The 16,806-nt window shown below is 53.1% G+C and carries 18 protein-coding genes; 16 read left to right on the top strand and 2 right to left on the bottom strand.

Annotated elements, in window-relative coordinates; translation table 11 throughout:
* The first annotated feature begins 6 nt into the window (after positions 1 to 6).
* The 11 genes from cysN (at position 7) to rpoS (ending at position 9,009) form a co-directional block, all read left to right on the top strand.
* Complete coding sequence (gene cysN / locus FCH32_RS19925; RefSeq protein ID WP_115257609.1) at positions 7 to 1,434, top strand: sulfate adenylyltransferase subunit CysN; 1,428 nt, start codon at positions 7 to 9, stop codon at positions 1,432 to 1,434.
* On the top strand, positions 1,434 to 2,039 hold the full coding sequence (cysC, locus tag FCH32_RS19920; RefSeq protein WP_115257610.1) for an adenylyl-sulfate kinase: 606 nt from the start codon (positions 1,434 to 1,436) through the stop codon (positions 2,037 to 2,039). The genes cysN and cysC overlap by 1 nt, the downstream gene beginning before the upstream one ends.
* 49 nt (positions 2,040 to 2,088) lie before the next feature.
* Entirely contained in the window at positions 2,089 to 2,412 is a 324-nt protein-coding gene (locus tag FCH32_RS19915; RefSeq protein ID WP_117343149.1) for a DUF3561 family protein, read from the top strand.
* A 219-nt stretch (positions 2,413 to 2,631) separates the two neighbouring features.
* A complete protein-coding gene (gene ftsB, locus FCH32_RS19910; protein ID WP_003034163.1) occupies positions 2,632 to 2,943 on the top strand; it encodes a cell division protein FtsB in 312 nt (103 codons plus the stop codon).
* Between the two features lie 18 nt (positions 2,944 to 2,961).
* Positions 2,962 to 3,657, top strand: coding sequence for a 2-C-methyl-D-erythritol 4-phosphate cytidylyltransferase (gene ispD / locus FCH32_RS19905; RefSeq protein ID WP_096755919.1), 696 nt, complete (start codon positions 2,962 to 2,964; stop codon positions 3,655 to 3,657).
* Positions 3,658 to 3,796: 139 nt separating this feature from the next.
* The gene (gene ispF / locus FCH32_RS19900; protein ID WP_096755920.1) at positions 3,797 to 4,276 is read left to right on the top strand and encodes a 2-C-methyl-D-erythritol 2,4-cyclodiphosphate synthase; all 480 of its coding nucleotides are present in this window, start codon (positions 3,797 to 3,799) and stop codon (positions 4,274 to 4,276) included.
* Positions 4,273 to 5,322 (top strand): tRNA pseudouridine(13) synthase TruD, encoded by a 1,050-nt coding sequence (gene truD / locus FCH32_RS19895; protein WP_115257612.1) that lies wholly within the window; start codon positions 4,273 to 4,275, stop codon positions 5,320 to 5,322. The genes ispF and truD overlap by 4 nt, the downstream gene beginning before the upstream one ends.
* Positions 5,303 to 6,064, top strand: coding sequence for a 5'/3'-nucleotidase SurE (gene surE / locus FCH32_RS19890; RefSeq protein WP_096755922.1), 762 nt, complete (start codon positions 5,303 to 5,305; stop codon positions 6,062 to 6,064). The genes truD and surE overlap by 20 nt, the downstream gene beginning before the upstream one ends.
* Positions 6,058 to 6,684, top strand: a complete 627-nt coding sequence (gene pcm / locus FCH32_RS19885) for a protein-L-isoaspartate O-methyltransferase (RefSeq protein WP_096755923.1) — start codon at positions 6,058 to 6,060, stop codon at positions 6,682 to 6,684. Before surE ends, pcm begins: the two co-directional genes overlap by 7 nt.
* A gap of 186 nt (positions 6,685 to 6,870) precedes the next feature.
* On the top strand, positions 6,871 to 7,953 hold the full coding sequence (nlpD, locus tag FCH32_RS19880) for a murein hydrolase activator NlpD (RefSeq protein ID WP_326929984.1): 1,083 nt from the start codon (positions 6,871 to 6,873) through the stop codon (positions 7,951 to 7,953).
* 63 nt (positions 7,954 to 8,016) lie between these two features.
* Positions 8,017 to 9,009: an RNA polymerase sigma factor RpoS gene (rpoS, locus tag FCH32_RS19875; RefSeq protein WP_000081498.1), complete on the top strand. Its 993-nt coding sequence runs from the start codon at positions 8,017 to 8,019 to the stop codon at positions 9,007 to 9,009.
* A 72-nt stretch (positions 9,010 to 9,081) separates the two neighbouring features.
* Here the strand turns inward: rpoS and FCH32_RS19870 are convergent, their stop codons facing one another.
* Positions 9,082 to 9,486 (bottom strand): MarR family winged helix-turn-helix transcriptional regulator, encoded by a 405-nt coding sequence (locus FCH32_RS19870; protein WP_117343152.1) that lies wholly within the window; start codon positions 9,484 to 9,486, stop codon positions 9,082 to 9,084.
* Positions 9,487 to 9,646: 160 nt separating this feature from the next.
* Between FCH32_RS19870 and FCH32_RS19865 the strand changes: the two genes are divergently transcribed.
* The 4 genes from FCH32_RS19865 (at position 9,647) to FCH32_RS19850 (ending at position 12,546) form a co-directional block, all read left to right on the top strand.
* Positions 9,647 to 10,240, top strand: a complete 594-nt coding sequence (locus FCH32_RS19865) for a non-oxidative hydroxyarylic acid decarboxylases subunit B (protein WP_117343153.1) — start codon at positions 9,647 to 9,649, stop codon at positions 10,238 to 10,240.
* Positions 10,240 to 11,667 (top strand): non-oxidative hydroxyarylic acid decarboxylases subunit C, encoded by a 1,428-nt coding sequence (locus FCH32_RS19860; RefSeq protein ID WP_117343154.1) that lies wholly within the window; start codon positions 10,240 to 10,242, stop codon positions 11,665 to 11,667. Before FCH32_RS19865 ends, FCH32_RS19860 begins: the two co-directional genes overlap by 1 nt.
* Positions 11,668 to 11,677: 10 nt before the next feature.
* Positions 11,678 to 11,914: a non-oxidative hydroxyarylic acid decarboxylases subunit D gene (locus tag FCH32_RS19855; RefSeq protein ID WP_096755928.1), complete on the top strand. Its 237-nt coding sequence runs from the start codon at positions 11,678 to 11,680 to the stop codon at positions 11,912 to 11,914.
* A gap of 89 nt (positions 11,915 to 12,003) precedes the next feature.
* The gene (locus tag FCH32_RS19850; RefSeq protein WP_174361407.1) at positions 12,004 to 12,546 is read left to right on the top strand and encodes a hypothetical protein; all 543 of its coding nucleotides are present in this window, start codon (positions 12,004 to 12,006) and stop codon (positions 12,544 to 12,546) included.
* Between the two features lie 63 nt (positions 12,547 to 12,609).
* On the opposite strand, the gene mutS is transcribed toward FCH32_RS19850, so the two are convergent.
* Positions 12,610 to 15,177, bottom strand: coding sequence for a DNA mismatch repair protein MutS (mutS, locus tag FCH32_RS19845; RefSeq protein WP_174361420.1), 2,568 nt, complete (start codon positions 15,175 to 15,177; stop codon positions 12,610 to 12,612).
* A 159-nt stretch (positions 15,178 to 15,336) separates the two neighbouring features.
* Between mutS and FCH32_RS19840 the strand changes: the two genes are divergently transcribed.
* Positions 15,337 to 16,788 carry a tyrosine-type recombinase/integrase gene (locus FCH32_RS19840; RefSeq protein ID WP_174361419.1) on the top strand — a complete coding sequence of 484 codons (1,452 nt, stop codon included), beginning with the start codon at positions 15,337 to 15,339 and terminating at the stop codon, positions 16,786 to 16,788.
* The last annotated feature ends 18 nt before the right edge of the window (positions 16,789 to 16,806 follow it).

Raw genomic sequence — 16,806 nt, 5'->3', positions numbered from 1 at the left:
GCCGCCATGAACACGACACTTGCACAACAAATTGCTAATGAAGGCGGCGTTGAAGCCTGGATGGTTGCCCAGCAACACAAAAGCCTGCTGCGCTTTTTAACCTGCGGCAGCGTGGATGATGGGAAAAGCACGCTGATTGGCCGCCTGCTGCACGACACGCGCCAGATTTACGAAGATCAGCTCTCAACGCTGCATAACGACAGCAAACGTCATGGTACCCAGGGTGAGAAACTGGATCTGGCGCTGCTGGTTGACGGGTTACAGGCCGAGCGTGAGCAGGGGATCACCATCGACGTGGCCTACCGCTATTTCTCCACGGAGAAACGCAAATTTATTATCGCCGATACGCCAGGGCATGAGCAGTACACCCGGAACATGGCCACCGGTGCGTCCACATGCGATCTGGCGATCCTGCTGATTGATGCACGTAAAGGTGTGCTGGACCAGACTCGCCGCCACAGTTTTATCTCCACGCTGCTGGGGATCAAACATCTGGTGGTGGCGATCAATAAAATGGATCTGGTGAGCTTCAGCGAAGAAACATTTACCCGCATTCGCGAAGATTATCTGACCTTTGCCGAACAGTTGCCGGGCAATCTGGATATTCGCTTTGTGCCGCTTTCTGCGCTGGAAGGCGACAACGTGGCCTCCCAGAGTAAAAACATGCCATGGTATAGCGGCCCGACGCTGCTGGAGGTACTGGAAACGGTAGAGATCCAGCGGGCTGTTGAGGCCCAACCGATGCGTTTCCCGGTACAGTATGTGAATCGCCCGAACCTGGATTTTCGTGGTTATGCCGGAACTCTTGCCTCCGGTCGCGTAACGGTAGGCCAGCGAATCAAAGTGCTGCCGTCTGGCGTTGAATCAAGCGTCGCGCGGATCGTCACCTTTGACGGCGACCTCCAGGAAGCGCATGCGGGCGAAGCGATTACTCTGGTACTGAAAGATGAAATCGACATCAGCCGTGGCGACCTGTTGCTGGATGCTCGCGAAGTGTTGCCTGCGGTACAGCATGCTGCCGTTGACGTGGTATGGATGGCGGAACAACCGCTGTCGGAAGGTCAGAGCTATGACATCAAAGTCGCGGGCAAAAAGACGCGTGCCCGCGTAGATAACGTGCAGTATCAGGTTGATATCAATAACCTGACTCAGCGTGAGGTCGACGCGTTGCCGCTGAATGGTATTGGCTTGGTTAATTTGACGTTTGATGAACCGCTGGTACTGGATACCTATCAGCATAACCCAGTGACGGGCGGCCTGATTATTATTGACCGCCTGACCAACGTCACTGTGGGGGCGGGACTGATCCGCGAACCCATCGAGCAGCAACAGGCCACGACATCCCCGTTCAGCGCGTTTGAACTGGAACTGAATGCACTGGTGCGTCGTCACTTCCCGCACTGGAATGCACGCGATTTGCTGGGAGGAAAGTAATGGCGCAGCATGACGAAAACGTCGTCTGGCATGCCCATCCCGTTACGCCGCAACAGCGAGAGCAACGCCACGGTCACCGTGGTGTTGTGCTGTGGTTTACCGGGCTCTCCGGCTCGGGTAAATCGACGGTGGCAGGGGCGCTGGAAGAAGCACTATACAATCTGGGCGTCAGTACCTATCTGCTGGATGGCGACAATGTGCGCCATGGCCTGTGCAGCGATCTGGGTTTTAGCGACGCCGATCGCAAAGAGAACATCCGGCGGGTGGGGGAAGTCGCTAGCCTGATGGTGGATGCCGGGCTGGTGGTGCTGACGGCATTTATCTCCCCGCATCGCGCTGAGCGGCAAATGGTCCGCGAGCGCGTCGGCGAGGGGCGTTTTATCGAGGTGTTTGTCGATACGCCGCTGGCGACATGCGAAGCCCGCGATCCGAAAGGGCTGTATAAAAAAGCGCGAGCGGGTGAACTGCGCAATTTCACCGGAATTGACGCGGTGTATGAAGCGCCTGAATCGCCAGAGATTCACCTTGATGGTGAACAATTGGTAACAAATTTGGTTCCTCAATTATTAGACCTGCTGAGGCAGCAAGATATTATCAGATCCTGAGACATCCCCGAGCTTATCGGCTTGGTCAGTCAAGGTCACAGGATTAGCTATGCGTAACAGCCATAACATTACTATTGCAGAGTCAGACACCTTCAATGCCGACGACGAAACCATCTGGTCACTACCGGGGGCCGTGGTCGGTTTTGTGGCGTGGTTGCTGGCGCTGGGCATTCCATGTCTTATGTATGGCCCTAACACGCTGTTTTTCTTCCTCTATACCTGGCCGTTTTTCCTTGCATTGCTGCCTGTCGCGATTGTGGCGGGAATCGCCCTGCACTCGTTATTGAAGGGACGACTGTTCCTGAGCATGACGTGTACCCTGCTGACGGTGGGGCTGATGTTCGGGGCATTGTTTATGTGGCTGCTGGGCTAGGCTATATCCCTTCTCTTTATATGGCTACTGAGGCTGAAACGCGGACTGGTCATAATTCAAACCGTAACCAACAATGAGATTATGTTCTCCTTACACGGGGTATACGTAACAACGAGCAAATGTGGTACATTTGCCCGCGTTGTCGCGGTATTCCCGCCTGTAGACGGAGAGTCGTCTGCGGATGTTTTGGGATGATGATGCCGTTTTTCAGGGGGCAGGATGGGTAAACTAACGCTGCTGTTGCTGGCTTTATTGGTCTGGCTTCAGTATTCGCTGTGGTTCGGTAAGAACGGCATACATGACTATAGCCGCGTCAACGATGATGTGGCTGCGCAGCAAGCGACAAATGCGAAACTTAAAGCGCGTAACGATCAGCTGTTTGCCGAAATTGACGATCTCAATGGCGGTCAGGAAGCGATTGAAGAGCGTGCGCGCAACGAACTCAGCATGACCAAGCCGGGCGAAACCTTTTATCGTCTGGTGCCTGACGCGTCTAAACGCGCTCAGACTGCAGGGCAAAACAATCGATAAACCAGCCAAGGATTTAACATGGCAGCCACTTTATTGGACGTTTGCGCCGTGGTACCGGCTGCCGGATTTGGCCGCCGAATGCAATCGGAGTGTCCTAAGCAGTATCTCTCCATCGGCAATAAAACCATTCTTGAACACTCGGTTGCTGCGCTACTGGCGCATCCCCGGGTGACGCATGTCGTCATTGCTATCAGCCCTGGCGACAGCCGCTTTGCAGAACTTCCTCTGGCAGCGCACCCGCAAATCACCGTGGTGGATGGCGGCAATGAGCGCGCCGATTCAGTGCTGGCCGGTTTGCAGGCCACCGGAAATGCCCGCTGGGTGCTGGTGCATGATGCAGCCAGACCGTGCCTGCATCAGGACGATTTATCTCGTTTACTGGCGATAAGCGAAACCAGTCGTACAGGTGGGATCCTTGCCGCACCGGTGCGCGATACCATGAAACGCGCGGAACCGGGCAAAACTGACATTGCCCATACGGTCGAACGTACTGACTTATGGCACGCGTTGACGCCGCAGTTTTTCCCCCGCGAGTTATTACACCACTGCCTGGCCCGAGCACTCAACGAAGGCGCGACCATTACTGATGAGGCCTCGGCGCTGGAATATTGCGGCTTTCATCCACAGCTTGTCGAAGGACGCGCTGATAATATTAAAGTTACTCGTCCGGAAGATCTGGCGCTTGCGGAATTTTATCTGACCCGAAGAATCTAGACACAAAATCATTCAAGCTGCATCGAGGCGGCAACTGAGTGAATCCCCAGGAGCTTACCTAAGTAAGTGACTGGGATGAACAAAGGCAGCCAACAAAGAGGCCGCTTGAAGGATGATGTGTATATCAGGAGAATGCATAATGCGAATTGGACACGGTTTTGATGTACACGCCTTTGGCGGCGTAGGCCCAATTATCATTGGTGGCGTGCGCATCCCGTACGAAAAGGGGCTGCTGGCGCATTCTGATGGCGACGTCGCGTTACATGCGCTGACTGATGCGCTGCTGGGCGCGGCAGCGCTGGGCGATATCGGTAAACTGTTCCCGGACACCGATCCGGCCTTTAAAGGGGCAGATAGCCGCGAATTATTACGTGAAGCCTGGCGTCGTATTCAGGCCAAAGGCTACACGCTCGGCAATGTGGATGTGACCATTATTGCGCAGGCACCGAAGATGCTGCCGCACATTCCACAAATGCGCGTGTTTATTGCCGAAGATCTTGGCTGTCATATGGATGATGTTAACGTGAAAGCGACCACCACGGAGAAACTCGGTTTTACCGGGCGTGGGGAAGGGATTGCCTGTGAAGCGGTGGCGTTACTCATAAAGGCTGCAAAATGACAGAGTTTGAAAATCTGACGTATCTCCACGGTAAACCGCAGGGCCGTGGCGTATTGAAGGCGAATCCAGAAGACTTTGTGGTGGTCGAAGATTTAGGCTTTGAACCGGACGGAGAAGGCGAACACGTTCTGGTACGCATCCTTAAGAACGGCTGTAACACTCGTTTTGTCGCCGATGCACTGGCAAAGTTTTTGAAAATTCATGCCCGTGAAGTCAGCTTTGCCGGGCAGAAAGATAAGCATGCGGTCACTGAACAGTGGCTGTGCGCGCGCGTGCCGGGCAATGTCATGCCTGATTTAAGCAAATTTGAGCTTGAAGGCTGTAAAGTGCTGGAGTACGCCCGTCACAAGCGTAAGCTGCGTTTAGGTGCCCTGAAAGGTAACGGCTTTACGGTGGTGCTGCGTGAAGTCAGCGATCGCGCTGACGTTGAAGCACGTTTGCAGGCTATTCTCGAGCGCGGCGTACCGAACTATTTTGGTGCCCAACGTTTTGGCATCGCCGGCAGTAACCTGCAAGGGGCGCTGCGCTGGGCGCAAAGCGATGCACCGGTGCGCGATCGCAATAAACGCAGTTTTTGGTTGTCGGCAGCCCGCAGCGCGTTGTTTAATCAAATAGTCAATGAACGATTGAAAAAAACAGACTTTAATCAAGTTGTTGACGGCGATGCGCTACAATTGTCTGGACGCGGAAGCTGGTTTGTTGCCACTCCTGAAGAACAGGCTGAATTACAGCGTCGCGTTAATGAAAGAGAGTTAATGATTACAGCGGCATTACCCGGCTGCGGTGAGTGGGGAACTCAGCGCGATGCGCTGGCGTTTGAACAGGCCGCCATTGCCGATGAAAGCGTGCTGCAGTCTTTATTATTGCGTGAGAAAGTCGACGCATCGCGTCGCGCTATGCTGCTGTACCCACAACAATTAAGCTGGAACTGGTGGGATGACGTAACCGTTGAGTTACGCTTCTGGCTACCGGCAGGTAGCTTTGCCACCAGTGTAGTAAGGGAACTTATTAACACAACGGGTGATTATGCGTATATTGCTGAGTAACGATGATGGGGTCCACGCGCCCGGTATACAAACGCTGGCGAAAGCGCTGCGTGAGTTTGCTGACGTACAGGTAGTTGCCCCGGATCGTAACCGCAGTGGCGCGTCTAACTCGCTGACGCTGGAATCTTCGCTTCGCACCTTCACCTTTGAAAACGGTGATATCGCCGTGCAAATGGGCACGCCTACCGACTGCGTCTATCTGGGCGTAAACGCGTTAATGCGTCCGCGTCCGGACATCGTAGTTTCCGGGATTAACGCTGGTCCTAATCTGGGTGACGATGTTATCTACTCTGGAACCGTTGCGGCAGCGATGGAAGGCCGGCACCTTGGCTTTCCCGCGCTGGCGGTCTCACTGGATGGTCATAAACACTACGATACCGCAGCCGCAATTACCTGCCGCATTTTACGTGCGCTGAGCCGCGAACCGCTGCGTACCGGGCGTATTCTGAATATCAACGTCCCGGACTTGCCGCTGGATCAGATTAAAGGTATTCGCGTTACCCGCTGCGGCAGTCGCCATCCGGCGGATCAGGTTATTCCACAGCAGGACCCGCGCGGTAACACGTTGTACTGGATTGGGCCGCCGGGCGAAAAATGCGATGCCGGGCCGGATACGGACTTTGCTGCCGTCGATGAAGGCTATGTTTCTGTCACGCCGCTGCATGTTGATTTAACCGCATACGGCGCGCATCAGGTTGTTTCTGATTGGTTAGACAGCGTGGGAGTCGACACGCAATGGTAAGCAGACGCGTACACACTCTTCTTGAACAATTACGTGCGCAGGGCATCAGAGATGAGCTTGTCCTTGATGCGCTCGCCGCCGTGCCGCGTGAAAAATTCATTGATGAGGCGTTTGAACATAAGGCCTGGGAAAACATCGCCTTGCCCATTGGTCAGGGGCAGACGATTTCGCAGCCTTATATGGTCGCACGTATGACCGAGTTGCTTGAGCTGACGCCACAATCGCGGGTGCTGGAAATCGGCACCGGTTCCGGTTACCAGACAGCGATTCTGGCGCATCTGGTGCAGCATGTGTGTTCTGTCGAGCGCATTAAAGGTTTGCAGTGGCAGGCGCGTCGTCGCCTGAAGCAGCTTGATTTACATAATGTTTCGACCCGTCATGGTGATGGATGGCAAGGCTGGCAGGCACGAGCGCCGTTTGACGCCATCATTGTGACAGCAGCACCGCCGGAAATCCCTACCGCGTTAATGACGCAGTTGGATGAAGGCGGCATTCTCGTCTTACCCGTGGGCGACGAGCACCAGTATTTGAAACGGGTGCGTCGTCGGGGAGGCGAATTTATTATCGATACCGTGGAGGCTGTACGCTTCGTACCCTTAGTTAAAGGGGAGTTAGCGTAGATATAGGTTCTGAATACCTGGAGTTTTCCTGGATATTCTGGAATTAGTAAGCGTATCGTGGTCACGTTTTCCAGTGTCCAGCCCGATGCCTTGCACGGTGATTACGTCACTGGTTGTTAACCAAATTTTCCTGGGGGATAAATGAGCGCGGGAAGCCACAAATTTACCGTTCGCCGCATGGCGGCATTGTCACTGGTTTCGTTATGGCTGGCAGGCTGTTCTAACACCTCGAATCCGCCTGCGCCGGTCAACTCTGTTGATGGCGGTGCGCCAACGAACACCAATTCTGGCATGCTAATCACGCCTCCACCTAAAATGGGCACGACGGCGACCGCACAGCAAACGCCGCAGATCCAACCGGTGCAGCGTCCAACCACGCAGTCAACACAAATTCAGCCCGTTGCGCAGCAGCCTGTACAGATGGAAAATGGACGCATTGTGTACAACCGTAAGTATGGGAACATTCCGAAAGGGAGCTATACCGGCGGCAGCACCTATACAGTTAAGAAAGGTGACACACTTTTCTATATTGCCTGGATAACCGGGAACGATTTCCGTGACCTCGCACAACGCAATAACGTTCCGGCCCCGTATGGCCTGAATGTGGGACAAACTCTGCAAGTGGGCAACGCATCGGGTGCGCCGATTACCGGCGGCAATGCCATCACCCAGGCGGATGCAGCACAGCAAGGAGTTGTGACCAACCCTGCACAAAATTCCACCGTCGCTGTTGCTTCGAAACCAACAATTACGTATTCTGAGGATTCAGGTGAACAAAGTGCTAACAAAATGTTGCCGAACAACAAGCCTGCTGGGACAGTTGTCACAGCGCCAGTAACGGCACCAGCAGTTAGCGCAACCGAATCGACTGCAAGCTCAACGTCTACCAGTGCGCCAATCTCCACCTGGCGTTGGCCGACTGACGGTAAAGTGATTGAAAACTTTGCGGCTACCGAAGGTGGCAATAAAGGGATCGACATTGCAGGCAGTAAGGGACAGGCTATTGTCGCGACCGCAGATGGACGCGTCGTATATGCCGGTAACGCACTGCGCGGTTACGGTAATCTTATTATCATCAAACACAACGATGATTACCTGAGTGCCTACGCCCATAACGATACAATGCTGGTTCGGGAGCAACAAGAAATCAAGGCGGGGCAGAAAATAGCTACCATGGGTAGCACCGGAACCAGCTCTACACGCTTGCATTTTGAAATTCGTTACAAGGGGAAATCCGTAAACCCGCTGCGCTATTTACCGCAGCGATAATTCGGCGGAACCAGGCTTTCACTTGCTTGTTCCGTTTAGGGATCACGGGTAGGAGCCACCTTTATGAGTCAGAATACGCTGAAAGTTCATGATTTAAATGAAGACGCGGAATTTGATGAGAACGGAGTAGAGGCTTTTGATGAAAAAGCCTTGAGTGAAGAGGAACCCAGTGATAACGACCTGGCTGAAGAGGAGCTGTTATCGCAAGGGGCCACACAGCGTGTGTTGGACGCGACTCAGCTTTACCTTGGTGAGATTGGTTATTCGCCACTGTTAACAGCCGAAGAAGAAGTGTATTTCGCGCGTCGCGCATTGCGTGGAGATGTAGCCTCTCGCCGTCGCATGATTGAAAGTAACCTGCGTCTGGTGGTTAAAATTGCCCGTCGTTATGGCAATCGTGGTCTGGCATTGCTGGATCTGATTGAAGAGGGCAATCTGGGGCTTATCCGTGCCGTCGAGAAGTTTGACCCGGAGCGCGGGTTCCGCTTCTCAACATACGCAACCTGGTGGATCCGCCAGACGATCGAACGGGCGATTATGAACCAAACCCGCACGATCCGACTGCCGATCCATATAGTAAAAGAGCTGAACGTCTATCTGCGTACCGCGCGTGAGTTGTCGCATAAACTGGACCACGAACCGAGCGCAGAAGAGATTGCTGAACAACTGGATAAACCGGTTGATGACGTCAGCCGTATGCTCCGACTCAACGAGCGCATTACCTCGGTAGACACCCCGCTGGGTGGCGATTCCGAAAAAGCGTTGCTGGATATTCTGGCCGACGAAAAGGAAAACGGTCCGGAAGACACCACGCAAGACGATGATATGAAACAGAGCATCGTCAAATGGCTGTTCGAACTGAACGCCAAACAGCGTGAAGTGCTGGCACGTCGTTTCGGTCTGCTGGGGTATGAAGCTGCGACACTGGAAGATGTGGGCCGTGAAATTGGTCTCACTCGTGAACGTGTTCGTCAGATTCAGGTTGAAGGTCTGCGTCGTCTGCGTGAAATCCTGCAGACACAGGGACTGAATATCGAAGCGCTGTTCCGCGAGTAAGCACAGTTCTATCAAGAAAGGCCAGTCTCAGTGAGGCTGGCCTTTTTCTTGGTTTATTGCCATCCGGCAGAATTACCCCATCATCTTGCGTACCAGTTGCGTGAACTGTTCACGCTCTTCCTCGCTCAACCTGCCCAGAAACTCATCATCAACGCTATCGCCCAGCGGCGCTGCGCTTGCCAGTAGTGCCTCACCTTGCTCAGTCAAATAGACAAACCGACGACGCTTATCCGCCGGGAAGTGTTCACGCCTGACCAGCTCACGCTTTTCCATACGGCTCAGCAGCTCGGCAAGCGTGGCTTTGGTGCAGACCGCGGCTTCGGTGAGAGCAACCTGTTCAATGCCGGGATGCTCGGCAATAGCGCGCATCACTGCGTACTGCGGCTTGGTGAGCTCCGGTAATTCGTGCTGCCAGCGTGACGTATGCTGCTGGAAAAGCTGACGTAACAGGTGAAAGGCTTTATTTCGTAACGGCATAGGGACTCCGGGATCGCGGTCGGCTTCTATCATAGCGGGTAATGCGCCATTTTTTAACGATCGTTTCTTTAGCTATCTGTGCGAGTCACCCTTGCCTGAAATGTATCGAGAGCGTATTTTAGCTAAAATGTTCGTACACGAACAAATATTGAGGGGCTGAATGAGACTGATCGTAGGGATGACCGGTGCAACGGGAGCACCGCTTGGTGTGTCGCTGCTACAGGCGCTGCGGGAAATGCCGGAGGTGGAAACACATCTGGTGCTGTCGAAGTGGGCGAAAACCACCATTGAACTAGAAACGCCTTATAGCGTCCGCGAGGTGTCTGCGCTGGCGGATTATTGCCACAACCCGGCGGACCAGGCGGCGACGATCTCTTCCGGCTCATTTCACACCAACGGCATGATTATTATCCCCTGCAGCATGAAAACGCTGGCCGGAATTCGCGCAGGCTATGCCGAAGGGCTGGTGGGCCGTGCTGCCGACGTGGTGCTGAAGGAAGGTCGCAAACTGGTGCTGGTGCCGCGTGAAATGCCGCTGAGTACCCTCCATCTGGAGAATATGCTCGCACTTTCCCGCATGGGCGTCGCGATGGTGCCGCCCATGCCCGCGTTTTATAACCATCCCCAAACGATCGACGACATCACGCAGCACATTGTGGCGCGCGTACTCGATCAGTTTGGTCTGGAACATCCGAACGCCCGTCGCTGGCAGGGTTTACGACCGGCGCAGAATTTTTCACAGGAGAATGAATAATGGCATTTGATGATTTGCGCGGTTTCTTGCAGGCGCTGGACGACCAGGGGCAATTGCTGAAAATCAGCGAAGAGGTGAACGCTGAGCCGGATCTGGCCGCGGCCGCTAATGCGACCGGGCGTATCGGCGATGGTGCACCGGCATTGTGGTTTGACAATATTCGTGGCTTTACCGACGCCCGTGTGGCGATGAACACCATCGGCTCATGGCAAAACCATGCCATTTCGATGGGGCTGCCGATCAATACGCCGGTCAGAAAACAGATTGATGAGTTTATCCGACGCTGGGATAAATTTCCGATTGCCCCGGAGCGCCGTGCGAACCCGGCATGGGCTGAGAATACTGTCGACGGCGAAGACATTAATCTGTTCGACATTCTGCCGCTGTTTCGTTTGAACGACGGCGACGGGGGCTTCTATCTCGACAAAGCTTGCGTGGTGTCGCGCGATCCGCTGGATCCGGATAACTTCGGCAAGCAAAACGTCGGCATCTACCGCATGGAAGTGAAGGGCAAACGTAAGCTTGGCCTGCAGCCGGTACCGATGCACGACATCGCGCTGCATCTGCATAAAGCCGAAGAACGCGGTGAAGATCTGCCGATTGCGATCACCCTGGGTAACGATCCGATCATTACCCTAATGGGCGCTACGCCGCTGAAGTACGATCAGTCTGAATATGAGATGGCGGGTGCGCTGCGTGAAAGCCCATACCCGATCGCCACCGCGCCGCTCACCGGTTTTGACGTGCCGTGGGGTTCTGAGGTGATCCTCGAAGGTGTTATCGAAAGCCGCAAACGTGAAATCGAAGGCCCGTTTGGTGAGTTTACCGGTCACTATTCCGGGGGGCGCAATATGACGGTGGTGCGTATTGATAAAGTCTCTTATCGCACCAAACCGATTTTTGAATCGCTGTATTTGGGTATGCCGTGGACCGAAATCGACTACCTGATGGGGCCTGCGACCTGTGTGCCGTTGTATCAGCAACTGAAAGCGGAATTCCCGGAGGTACAGGCGGTGAATGCCATGTACACCCACGGTCTGCTGGCGATTATCTCCACTAAAAAACGCTATGGCGGCTTTGCCCGCGCGGTCGGCCTGCGGGCGATGACCACGCCGCACGGTCTGGGCTACGTGAAGATGGTGATTATGGTGGATGAGGACGTTGACCCGTTCAACCTGCCGCAGGTGATGTGGGCGCTGTCGTCGAAGGTCAACCCGGCAGGCGATCTGGTGCAGTTACCGAACATGTCGGTGCTGGAGTTGGATCCGGGTTCCAGCCCGGCAGGGATCACCGATAAGCTGATCATTGATGCCACTACCCCGGTTGCACCGGATAACCGTGGTCACTACAGCCAGCCGGTATGCGATTTACCGGAAACCAAAGCCTGGGCTGAAAAGCTGACCGCCATGCTGGCCAACCGTAAATAAGGAGTAGCAGATGATTTGTCCACGTTGTGCTGATGAACATATTGAAGTGATGGCAACCTCGCCGGTGAAAGGCGTCTGGACGGTATACCAGTGCCAGCACTGCCTTTACACCTGGCGTGATACCGAGCCGCTACGCCGTACCAGTCGCGAACATTACCCGCAGGCGTTTCGCATGACGCAAAAAGACATCGATGACGCGCCAATGGTGCCGAGCATCCCGCCGCTGCTGGCGGAAGGTAAGCGCTAATCAAAATCCCGGGCGTGGCTTTGCCTTGCCCGGCCTATAATTGCTTAAATTCTTTTTTGCAGCATGACAGCAAGGACGTCATCAGAAACATGTCATTCTATCGGCGAGTCGTTTTATTATTTTTACTGGGAATGAGTTCTGGCGTGCAAAGCGCATCACATGAACAAATTATGCAAATCTATAATAGCGAGTCCGTTGGCTCTGTTGTTAAATGTCAGGCCCATATGGATGTTAAGAGTGGCGATAGCACAATCCCAGTCCAGATTATGTCTGTAATGACGGTAACTGGTCGGCAATTTAATTATCTATATTATAATAGCGAGATAACTTATTCACTCGTTAATGCGGCAAAGCCTTATATGTATGTGTCTGTTTCGGCAGAAGAAAGTATTAAAGAAGATCAGCGAAAAATACGTGTTGAGCTCGACCTTTCAACCCTGAGTGTCGATTTTCCTGGAAACCCTGAAATGGCGAATACAGTGCGCGAACTTTTTCGGGAACAACGCGTTACGTACGCTGATTATACAGATATTACCGTCAATGAACCGCCGAGCTATACGATCAGGCAATATACCAAAGATTCTATTTCTGGCGTCATTCTCCAGATATGTACGCCGATGGCGCAACGCTGAGGGGCCAGGAAATGGCAGTTCATGTAGGCCCGATGAGCGCAGCGACATCGGGCACAACGAGTGTTACACCAGGCTTTTCAACCGATAAATCCATTCCAGCGCCTGACGCGGCGTCAGGGAATCCGGGTCGAGATTTTCCAGCGCTTCTACAGCGGGAGATGTTTCTTCCGGTGCTGAAAGTAGCGACATTTGCGTCCCGTCTACCTGGGTTGCGGCGGCATTTGGCGTAATGCTTTCCAGTTCGCGCAGTTTTTGCCGCGCACGTTTGATGACGTCTTTCGGCACACCGGCCAGCGCAGCGACGGCCAGACCATAGCTTTTGCTTGCCGCACCATCCTGCACACTATGCATAAAGGCAATCGTATCGCCGTGCTCTAATGCGTCCAAATGCACATTGGCAACGCCTTCCATCTTCTCTGCTAACTGAGTCAGTTCAAAGTAGTGGGTTGCGAACAGCGTCAATGCCTTGATTTTATTGGCAAGATTTTCTGCGCACGCCCATGCCAGCGACAGACCGTCATAGGTGGAGGTGCCGCGCCCAATCTCATCCATCAACACCAGGCTGTTCTCGGTGGCGTTATGCAAAATATTGGCGGTTTCGGTCATCTCAACCATAAAGGTCGAACGACCGGACGCCAGGTCATCCGCTGCGCCCACGCGGGTAAAGATGCGATCGATCGGACCTATCTCAACCTTTTGCGCCGGAACATAGCTGCCGATGTAGGCCAGCAGGGCGATCAGTGCGGTCTGGCGCATATAGGTACTTTTACCGCCCATATTCGGCCCGGTGATGATCAACATCCGGCGCTGAGGTGAAAGATTCAGCGGGTTGGCAATAAACGGTTCGGTCAGCACCTGTTCAACCACCGGATGACGACCTTCGGTAATACGAATGCCGGGTTTATCGGTGAAGGTCGGGCAGGTGTAATTCAGGGTATAAGCCCGTTCGGCCAGATTGACCAGCACGTCGAGCTCGGCCAGCGCGCTGGCGCTCTGCTGTAAATCCGCCAGGTGTGGTAACAGCATGTCGAAGAGTTCGTCGTACAGCTGTTTTTCCAGCGCCAACGCTTTACCCTTCGAGGTCAGGACTTTGTCTTCGTACTCTTTGAGTTCAGGAATGATGTAGCGTTCGGCATTTTTTAGCGTCTGGCGGCGCACGTAGTTAATGGGCGCCAGATGGCTTTGACCGCGGCTGATCTGAATGTAGTAACCGTGTACACCGTTAAATCCAACCTTAAGCGTGTCCAGCCCGGTGCGTTCACGCTCGCGGATCTCCAGTCGGTCAAGATAGTCGGTCGCGCCATCGGCCAGCGCCCGCCACTCGTCCAGTTCATCGTTATAGCCTGGCGCAATGACGCCACCGTCGCGTACCAGTACTGGCGGGGCTTCAACGACGGCGCGTTCCAGCAGTTCACGCAGTTCGCTGAACTCGCCCATTTTCTCGCGTAGCATCTGTACCGGCGCGCTGTCGACGCCTTCCAGCTGTGCACGCAGTTCAGGTAATTGCTGAAAGGCGTGGCGCATACGGGCCAGATCGCGTGGACGCGCGGTACGCAGTGCCAGGCGGGCCAGAATACGCTCCAGATCGCCGACCTGACGCAGAACCAGCTGTAATTCGCTGGTGACATCCTGCAGGGCGCCGATCGTCTGCTGACGTTCGGTGAGGATTTTGGTGTCGCGAACCGGCATATGCAGCCAGCGCTTAAGCATGCGGCTGCCCATCGGGGTGACGGTGCAGTCGAGCACCGAGGCCAGCGTATTTTCGATACCGCCGGCCAGATTCTGGGTAATCTCCAGATTCCGGCGTGTGGCGGCATCCATAATGATGCTGTCCTGCTGGCGTTCCATGGTGATGGAACGAATATGCGGCAGCGAGGTGCGCTGGGTATCTTTCGCATATTGCAGCAGACAGCCTGCGGCACATAAGCCGCGCGGTGCGTTTTCGACACCAAAGCCAATCAGGTCCCGCGTGCCAAACTGTAAGTTAAGCTGCTGGCGGGCGGTATCAATTTCAAATTCCCACAGCGGACGGCGACGCAGTCCGCGACGGCCTTCGATCAGCGAGGTCTCGGCGAAATCTTCGGCATACAGCAGTTCTGCCGGGTTAGTGCGCTGTAATTCTGCCGCCATGGTCTCACGGTCGGCTGGTTCACTGACGCGAAAGCGCCCGGAGCTGATGTCTAGCGTGGCATAGCCGTAGCCTTTGCTGTCCTGCCAGATGGCGGCCAGCAGGTTGTCCTGACGCTCCTGCAACAACGCTTCATCGCTGATGGTACCGGGCGTGACGATGCGGACAACTTTGCGCTCAACCGGACCTTTGCTGGTGGCCGGGTCGCCAATTTGTTCGCAAATGGCAACCGACTCCCCCTGATTCACCAGTTTTGCGAGGTAGTTTTCTACCGCGTGGTGGGGAATGCCCGCCATCGGGATCGGTTCGCCCGCGGATGCGCCGCGCTTGGTCAGCGAGATATCCAACAGCTGCGACGCACGTTTGGCATCGTCATAAAACAGTTCGTAAAAGTCGCCCATGCGGTAAAACAGCAGGATCTCCGGGTGCTGAGCCTTCAGCTTAAGATACTGCTGCATCATCGGCGTATGGTTAGAGAATTCCTTCTCAATGTCTTCATTCATATTGATTTTACTCATTTTTTTAATCTTTCAGGTACTCATGTGGCCCCATTTAAACCCCTGTTAAACTCACATGAACCCACAAATTTGTAGCTCACTTGTAGCCCAATGCGTGATAGATTGGTTTTACTCTTTCTCTGGGCTACAAATGGTGGTGATACTTTGAAAACAACTCTCAGTCAGTCCTTTATTATCAACAAGTTAAGTATCAATGTTAAACCTGCACTTAGTAGCTCAGGAAAAGTTGTTTTCGAAGCTAACTCCGACCAAAAACCTTACATAGTCTTTGATGATCACAGGGAAGCCCCAGTGGGATTCGGAGTTAAGGTAAGTTTGACGAAAAAAACGTATGTAATCCAGAGAAGAGTGTCTTCTGGTAACCGTAGTTTGAGTGAGGGTAAGAAACCCAGTTCTGTATTAAAAGTGAAAGTAGGCAATGTGTCTGATTTTCCGAACATTGATCAAGCTCGTGAAGCTGCCAGGCAATTGGTTCAGACCATGATCGCCACCAAAAGAAATCCCAATAGGATTAAACGAGAAACAGAGGCTTCTGAACTCACTATCAATGAAGTGTTTGCTCAATATCGTCAACACCTTCTTGGCAGGTCTAAACCAGCCAAACCAAACACACTGTCAGTGTTAGACAAGGCAGAAAATCGTTTAAAGGAATGGGCTGGTCTCCGGGTGAAGGACTTAACAGGCAATGAAATCCTACGTAAGTTTGACGAGATTGCTTCAAGAGCCAGGACAGCAGCCGAGCAAACTTTTAGATGGGCTAATGTTGCTGTCAGACATGCTATCGAGATTGAAGCAAGTAATGCACAGACTCAACAAAGACAACCATCACTGTCATACAATCCGTTTTCAATACTAAAAGTGCAGAAAAAATTCAGGACTCGTTCTGAACTTGAAGATAGTTATAAAGCCAAAGGAGTCCGAAATCCTCTATCACCAAAGGACACACTCGGTCGGTTCTTAACTGCATTGCATAACAAGAGAAGTTTTAACCGTTTGGGTTGTGATTACCTGCTGTTGACAGTTCTTCTTGGTACTCGAAAAGAAGAAACCGCAGCCTTGTGTTGGAGAGAAGCTTTAACAAATGAAGAGGCTAAAACGACAAGTTATGTAGATCTTGAAAATCGTATCATTCGCTTCTATGACACTAAGAATCGAAACGACCATGAGTTACCAATTTGTGATGCGGTGAAGGTGATACTGGAAGACAGAAGGGACATTGTTCAGGAAGCCGAAACTCGTAAAGAAAGACTAAAATGGGTTTTTCCCGCTCGATCGAACCGGAGCAAAGTTGGTCATTACTCTGACAGCAAAAGTTTGAGAGAATACCTTTGTGCAGAAGCAGGTATTGTTAAACTTGGTATGCATGATCTTCGTAGAACTTTTGGTCGTGTAGCAGAAGAGCTTGTTTCTTATGCTGTTGTTAAGAGACTACTTAACCATCGTAATACAACTGACCCAACGGAAAGGTATGCTGTTCCCGATAATGATAGAATCTTCGAGGCATTACAAAAGATTGAGTTGCATATCTTGAAAAGTAGCCCTAAGTTGTATAATGATATTCTTGCATCAGCTAAATACCCACCCCTAAACGAGTAAACAAACCACGCGAGGACT

The sequence above is a fragment of the Citrobacter gillenii genome (genome assembly GCF_013337685.1).
Classification (GTDB): Bacteria; Pseudomonadota; Gammaproteobacteria; order Enterobacterales; family Enterobacteriaceae; genus Citrobacter; species Citrobacter gillenii.
This window is presented reverse-complemented; position numbering and strand designations above follow the sequence as displayed.

Coding starts and splice junctions, on each gene's coding strand:
- cysN (WP_115257609.1), top strand. CDS start 7: ATGAACACGACACTTGCACAACAAATTGCTAATGAAGGCGGCGTTGAA.
- cysC (WP_115257610.1), top strand. CDS start 1,434: ATGGCGCAGCATGACGAAAACGTCGTCTGGCATGCCCATCCCGTTACG.
- FCH32_RS19915 (WP_117343149.1), top strand. CDS start 2,089: ATGCGTAACAGCCATAACATTACTATTGCAGAGTCAGACACCTTCAAT.
- ftsB (WP_003034163.1), top strand. CDS start 2,632: ATGGGTAAACTAACGCTGCTGTTGCTGGCTTTATTGGTCTGGCTTCAG.
- ispD (WP_096755919.1), top strand. CDS start 2,962: ATGGCAGCCACTTTATTGGACGTTTGCGCCGTGGTACCGGCTGCCGGA.
- ispF (WP_096755920.1), top strand. CDS start 3,797: ATGCGAATTGGACACGGTTTTGATGTACACGCCTTTGGCGGCGTAGGC.
- truD (WP_115257612.1), top strand. CDS start 4,273: ATGACAGAGTTTGAAAATCTGACGTATCTCCACGGTAAACCGCAGGGC.
- surE (WP_096755922.1), top strand. CDS start 5,303: ATGCGTATATTGCTGAGTAACGATGATGGGGTCCACGCGCCCGGTATA.
- pcm (WP_096755923.1), top strand. CDS start 6,058: ATGGTAAGCAGACGCGTACACACTCTTCTTGAACAATTACGTGCGCAG.
- rpoS (WP_000081498.1), top strand. CDS start 8,017: ATGAGTCAGAATACGCTGAAAGTTCATGATTTAAATGAAGACGCGGAA.
- FCH32_RS19870 (WP_117343152.1), bottom strand. CDS start 9,486: ATGCCGTTACGAAATAAAGCCTTTCACCTGTTACGTCAGCTTTTCCAG.
- FCH32_RS19865 (WP_117343153.1), top strand. CDS start 9,647: ATGAGACTGATCGTAGGGATGACCGGTGCAACGGGAGCACCGCTTGGT.
- FCH32_RS19860 (WP_117343154.1), top strand. CDS start 10,240: ATGGCATTTGATGATTTGCGCGGTTTCTTGCAGGCGCTGGACGACCAG.
- FCH32_RS19855 (WP_096755928.1), top strand. CDS start 11,678: ATGATTTGTCCACGTTGTGCTGATGAACATATTGAAGTGATGGCAACC.
- FCH32_RS19850 (WP_174361407.1), top strand. CDS start 12,004: ATGTCATTCTATCGGCGAGTCGTTTTATTATTTTTACTGGGAATGAGT.
- mutS (WP_174361420.1), bottom strand. CDS start 15,177: ATGAATGAAGACATTGAGAAGGAATTCTCTAACCATACGCCGATGATG.